Consider the following 6,023-nt stretch of genomic DNA (forward strand, 5'->3'; position numbering starts at 1 on the left):
TGCATGGTTGGTCGAACTCGGCGCCGTGATCAGCGTGGCGTCTACGATCGTGCCGGTCCCCACCTTCAGCCCTTGCGCCTTCAAATGCGCGTTGACTTGCGCAAACAACTCGCTTCCCAGCGCATGCCGCTCCAGCAGGCGGCGAAACTTCAGAAACGTCGTCGCATCCGGAACCCGCTCCCGACCCAGATCGATCCCCACAAAGACCCGCAACGCGGTGCTGTCCAGCAAGGCTTCCTCGCACGCCTGATCGGCCAGATTGAACCAGTGCTGCACAACATACATCCGCAGTATCCGCTCCAATCCAACCAGTGGGCGATCCATGATGACCAATGATTTGAGACTGGACACGCCAGATGTTGCGTGTGTGGTGGTGGGTGCAGGCGTGGTGGGGCTGGCGATTGTGCGTCACCTTGCGGTGCAGGGGCATGAGGTGTTGCTGTTGGAATCGCAAGCCGCCATTGGCACTGGCAGCAGTGCGCGCAACAGCGAGGTGATCCACGCAGATCTTTACTGCCCGGCCGAGTCGTTGAAGGTGCAGTTGTGCGTCAGCGGCAACGCCTTGTTGTACGCCTATTGCAAGCAACGCCACGTGCCGTACAGGCGTTGCGGCAAATTGATCATTGCGTGTGACCACGCGCAGCGCGAACAACTCGACCGGCTGCATCACAACGCGATGGCCAATGGTGCGCACCGTGTTGTGCCGCTCAGCGAGGCGCACGTGCGGGTGCGCGCGCCTGAGCTGCGCGGTGGTTGCAGCGCTGGAGTCCACCGCCACCGGCATCATCGATAGCCATGCATTGATGCTGGTATTGCAGGGCGATGCCCAAGCGCATGGCGCCACCGTGGCGCTGCACACGACAGTGGAACGTGTCGAGCTGTGCGCACCGGGGTTTTCGTCTTTCGTTTGGAGACAACGGCCAGGCGCCGGTATCACTCACCTACAACTGGTTGGTGAACGCGGCCGGCCATGGCGCGTCGCCCTTTGCCGCACCCACCGATGGCTTGCCTGCACATGCGCAGGTGCAGGCGTACTTCGCAAAGGGCAGCGACTTCACCTTGGCCGGCCGCTCGCCGTTTCACCAACTCATCTATCCGCTGACCGAACCGGGTGGCCTGGGCGTGCATCTCACGCTGGACCCGCAGGCGCGTGCACGCTTTGGCCCTGATGTGGAGCGGGTAAGTGCGCCCGATTACCACTGCGAGCCAACGCGGGTAGAGAACCTCGTTGCAGCGATACGGCGTTACTGGCCTGGCTTGCCTGAGGGCGCATTGCAGCCTGGCTATTGCGGCGTACTGCCGAAGATCAGTGGGCCTGGCGAGGCGGCCGCCGATTTCCGCATCGATGGGCCAGACTTGTACCGGATCGCCTGGCTGGTGAACCTGTTCGGCATCGAATCGCCGGGGTTGACCTGCTGCCTGAGCATCGCGGCGCACGTGGCAACGTTGCTGGCAGATCGCCCGTTGGCCAGCACTGATTGCGTGACCCACGTGTAGCCGCACGCCTTTGCTCACAGGAGTGCAAGATTTGCACAGCGAGCGCAGCTGTTTTTTCCGACATCTCATGCACGTGCACCGTGTGGTCTACGTTTGCGGGTTGGCACGATTTTTGCTTTAATCCGATTACCCAATAGCGTAACCAACGAAGCATCGAGAGGAGGCACAGTGGAAGACGTACAGAACATTACTCGTAGCCGGCGCGGCTTTGCCGCACTGGATCCTGAAAAGCGCCGCGTGTTGGCCAGCAGTGGCGGGAAAGCTGCACACGCCAGCGGCAATGCGCATGAATTCACCAGCGACGAAGCGCGTGAAGCGGGTCGCAAGGGCGGACAGGCAGTTAGCCGCGACCGCGATCACATGTCGCGTATCGGCAGCAAGGGTGGCCGTTCCAAGCAGGTCAAGCCGCAAGAAGAAGCAGTGTAAAACCGGCGGTCGGCATGCCGATGGCGTGCCGGTGCGCGTTGCAATAATGCAGGCTCTGCGTCAGCTGGATGCAGGGCCTGTTGCGTTCTGGAGCAGCGTTTTTGCACTGGAGTGGGCGGTCCGTAGGCACAAACGATTGCAGCATCCCGTCGCGTGAGATCGCTTGATGCGCACCAAGTTCAAAAAGTGCGGCTGGCAATCTGTTGGGGGCTCAACGCATCGACCCAGGTGGGCGAAAATTCTGCGCCACTTAGAGCGGCTAACAAAACTACTGCGCAGCCGCCAGGCGGGCGCGGCCGGTGCTCGGAATCGGCATGTACCACTCGTACACTCCGGTTCTGAGCACGCCGTCCGCACCCACCTGACGACTGCTCGCTACGTTTTGTTAGCCGCTCTTAGCTGCCCTACCATCGATTGCAGGGGAATGTTTTACCCTCCATATTGCGCCGCCCACGTTGTCTGCAGAATTTGCAGAGTGGCCTAATTTTTTCGTCTCGGCCGCTGCGCCGTGTCGTGATCTCAAGTGCATGTGGACGGCCCACATCGTGCTCACCTGATGCAGTGGCGTCTTTCACGGTGTGCGCGACACGCGGGAGTCATCGCACACAGAAGCAGGAGATGGCGCATGGCCGAAACCCAGGAAAATTTGATGGATTGGTTGCGCGATGCGCATGCCATGGAGCAGCAGGCCGGGCAGATGCTCAAGGCCCAGGCAGCGCGTATCGAGCATTACCCGCAACTCAAGGCACGTATCGAGCAGCACCTGAACTAACCGAACCGTTCCTGGCGCGGGATGCAACTCCGAGCGTCACCGCGAAGATGTGGGCCGCAACGCAGGGAGACACGCTGCGTATTGGTAACGCCAAGGCCCTGCGATGCGGGACCTTCTTCATTCCGAGACGGGCTTGACGCGGCAGCGTGCGCCTTCTGGTAATGCCATGGACCGGCTTATCGGCAACGCTTACCCTTGTCGATCCTTCGACAAACGGTTGCAGTGATGACAACGCGCGCGGCTTATCCTGTCGGCATTGCAGGCCAACCCTGGGTGAGGCGGAGCGCAGCGCCTGGCATGCGCGCCAGTTGCGCCAGCGCAGTTATGCCGCCGATGTCGTGCGGCCCATCGAGAGCCAGGAGGCACGCTTTGACCGTGTGCACTACGGAACGATCGGCAACGTACCCGAGCAGTATCGGTTGATCGCACTGCGCAGTGCCGACTGGGACGCTGCGCTACCGTGCGCGCTGGTCACCGGCGGTGTGCATGGTTACGAAACCAGTGGCGTGCAGGGCGCGCTGCAGTTCTTGCAGCAACGCGCCGCCTACTAGGCGGGCCGGATCAATCTGCTGGTGGCGCCCTGCATCAATCCTTGTGGGTATGAGCGCATCCAACGCTGGAACGCCGATGCAATCGCCCCGAATCGCTCGTTCCGCCAAGACAGTCCCGCAGCAGAATCGGCTACGTTGATGCAGCTGGTCGCTGCACTGCCTCGGCAGATGCACGTGCATATCGACCTACACGAAACCACCGACAGCGACGAAACCGAATTCCGCCCGGCCTTGGCCGCGCGCGATGGTGTTGCGTACGTGCCGGGTAGCATTCCAGATGGCTTTTATCTGGTCGGCGACAGCGAACACCCGCAGCCGGAGTTTCAGCCAGCCGTGATCGCGGCGGTGGCGCACATCACCCACATCGCGCCTGCCGATGCGCATTGGCAGATCATCGGTGCGCCTGTGGTAGGCCTTGGTGTCATCCACTCTCCGTTGCGGCGCCTGTGTTTGTGCGCGGGCGTGACCGATGCCCCGTATCGCAGCACCACCGAGGTGTATCCGGACAGCCCGCGTTCAACGCCTGCGCAATGCAATGCGGCGCAGGTGGCGGCGATCCGTGCGGCACTGGACTACGCGCTGGCACATGCGTGAAGGCGCTGTGCTGGCGAGCGCCGATCACGGCAATCGCTGTGCGGCCAGCGCATGCGCAACGTAAGCAGCCACCAGGTGCGCCTCCATCGGTCGCGACAGCAGATAGCCCTGCGCTTCATCGCATCCCCAGCTCCGCAGCAGCGCGATCTCGTCGGCATGTTCGATGCCTTCGGCCACAGTGCGATAGCCCAGCGCATTGGCCAACCGCACCACTGCCTCGGCGCGCATCTGCATGCCGGCCTTGGTGGCGATGCCGGTGACCAGCGAGCGATCGAGCTTGAGCACGTTGACCGGCAATTCGGTCAGGTAACCGAAGTTGCTGTAGCCGGTGCCGAAATCGTCGATGGCCACGCTGACGCCGGCATCGCGCAATGCACGCAGCCGCGGTACCGCTTCCACATTGCTGCGCAACCATCGGCCTTCGGTGATTTCCAGCTCGATCCGCGCGGTGGGAATCGCCAGGTCCTTGCAGCGATTGATGACACCCGCCGCAAGATTGAGGTTGCCGAAATCGCGTGAGGACAGATTGATGGAGATCGAAAAATCCAGCCCCTGCGCACGCCAGTTGGCCAGCTGCACCAGAGCGTTTTCGATCACCCAATTGGTGACCGTGCACATCAAGGCGGTCTTCTCGAACAGTGGAATGAATTCATCGGGGCCGATCGGGCCAAGACTGGCGTGGTGCCAGCGCAGCAGTGCCTCGAAACCGGTCACCGACAGGTCGGTCAGGTCGATGCGCGGCTGGAACACCAGCCGGAAGTCGCCTGCGTCCAACGCACGTTCGGCGTCCAATGCCAGGCGGTAGGAGGGTTGAATTGCATCGTCGTGCAAGGCGTTGTACCAGCACACGATGGTGTGGTTGCTGATCGCATCCCCTAGCGCCACCAGCCCCTTGCGCATGACATCGTTGGTGTCGGGCTGTAGCGGTGCGAAGCGCACCACGCCGGCATGGAAGGTCAACGACATCGGCACGCCGGCTGCATCCACCGGTTGATACAGCATGTCTCTGAGATCGAGCAGTAGGTCTTCCATTTCGTCGGGCGCGGAGTTCAACAGAAAGAACGCAAACCGCATCGGTGCCACGTGATACACGGTGGCCTTGCCGCGCAATGCGCGGGTCAGCACGTAGCTGGCGTGCCGTATCAGTTCTTCCAGCGGCTGCATCCCAAGCGCCTGACGCGCCTCGTTGGCGGCCTGGGTGTCGTAGACCTCGATAAAGGAGGCGATGGTCGGCAGGCAGTGACTGCCGAAGGCGAGGGCATCCAGATCCGATTGCAGCTGGCGCGCATTGAGCAAACCGCTATGCGGCTCGCGACGGCCCGCACCGAATTGCAATTTGAGTTGCGCGGCAGCCACATTAGCAAACATCAGCAGTTGTTGATGCTCCTGGCGGGCAGACGGCGCTCGCGCGTATCGATCACGCACAGCGTGCCAGAGACACCGGTTTGCGGCGTGCCGACTGGCACACAGGCGATGAAGCGCGCCGGCAATCCCGGGAAAGCGGCATCGCCCAGTTGAATCGGTGCAAGCGCGTAGTGGCCGATCAACTCTGAAACGCCGTTGGCGGCCGCATCGACCTGACAGCACGACGCGATAGCCTGTTCGACATGGCCGATGCTGATGCCGCGCGCCGCCAGCACGCGCAAGCGGCCGCCTTCGGTGATGGTCAGCGCCGCAGCAGGCGCCACCAATGCGTGACAGACCAGGCGTGCGATCTGATCGAGCGGCTCCATCTCACCCAGATCGATCGGCACGCCGGACCAGTCGAAGTGCCGTTCATGCGTTTTGTTGTCCAGCGCAAGCGTCATCTCGTCAGGGTCCGTGTTGAAGATCACACACTGTATGGCTACTAGAAAAAAACCGGAGTCTTCGGCAGGTGACGAAGAAATGGAATCCAAGCCTCATCAAATATCCAACGTGATGCTCGCAAAAACGGTAACACGGCAGCGGGCTCGGCATCATCGTTGGAAATTGGTTGGGGCATAAAAATACTAAATCCCGGAGATCGGCGTCGACTGGAAGGCAATGGTATTAATCAAGAAAACGATTGCATTACAAAACATTCCGACCGCCGGTGCGATCTAGGCCGAATTTTTCAGCGCAGCATAAAGGAGCCTCTAAAAACCCCAGCAATCTGCCATCATTGACTTGACGCCCTGCCAGCGGAGAACGACAGACATGAT

Annotated in this window: 1 protein-coding gene, 1 other RNA gene and 5 pseudogenes; 5 read left to right on the top strand and 2 right to left on the bottom strand. The window is 61.3% G+C overall.

Features of this window, described 5'->3' with window-relative positions:
- Positions 1-318 (bottom strand): annotated as a pseudogene (locus XpopCFBP1817_RS19040) (transposase); the annotation flags it as partial.
- 7 nt (positions 319-325) lie between these two features.
- On the opposite strand from XpopCFBP1817_RS19040, the pseudogene XpopCFBP1817_RS24170 reads away from it, so the two are divergent.
- From XpopCFBP1817_RS24170 to XpopCFBP1817_RS19065, 5 genes and pseudogenes are all read left to right on the top strand, one after another.
- Positions 326-1,497, top strand: a pseudogene (locus XpopCFBP1817_RS24170) (NAD(P)/FAD-dependent oxidoreductase).
- A 168-nt stretch (positions 1,498-1,665) separates the two neighbouring features.
- Positions 1,666-1,923: a KGG domain-containing protein gene (locus XpopCFBP1817_RS19050; RefSeq protein ID WP_128418292.1), complete on the top strand. Its 258-nt coding sequence runs from the start codon at positions 1,666-1,668 to the stop codon at positions 1,921-1,923.
- A gap of 314 nt (positions 1,924-2,237) precedes the next feature.
- Positions 2,238-2,314, top strand: a non-coding RNA gene (locus tag XpopCFBP1817_RS19055) — sX9 sRNA.
- Positions 2,315-2,548: 234 nt separating this feature from the next.
- Positions 2,549-2,689: pseudogene (locus tag XpopCFBP1817_RS19060) on the top strand (DUF892 family protein); the annotation flags it as partial.
- A 231-nt stretch (positions 2,690-2,920) separates the two neighbouring features.
- A pseudogene (locus XpopCFBP1817_RS19065) lies at positions 2,921-3,840 on the top strand (M14 family metallopeptidase).
- Positions 3,841-3,864: 24 nt separating this feature from the next.
- On the opposite strand, the pseudogene XpopCFBP1817_RS19070 reads toward XpopCFBP1817_RS19065, so the two are convergent.
- Positions 3,865-5,675 (bottom strand): annotated as a pseudogene (locus XpopCFBP1817_RS19070) (EAL domain-containing protein).
- Positions 5,676-6,023 lie beyond the last annotated feature (348 nt).

The organism is Xanthomonas populi, assembly GCF_002940065.1.
GTDB classification, from domain to species: domain Bacteria; phylum Pseudomonadota; class Gammaproteobacteria; order Xanthomonadales; family Xanthomonadaceae; genus Xanthomonas; species Xanthomonas populi.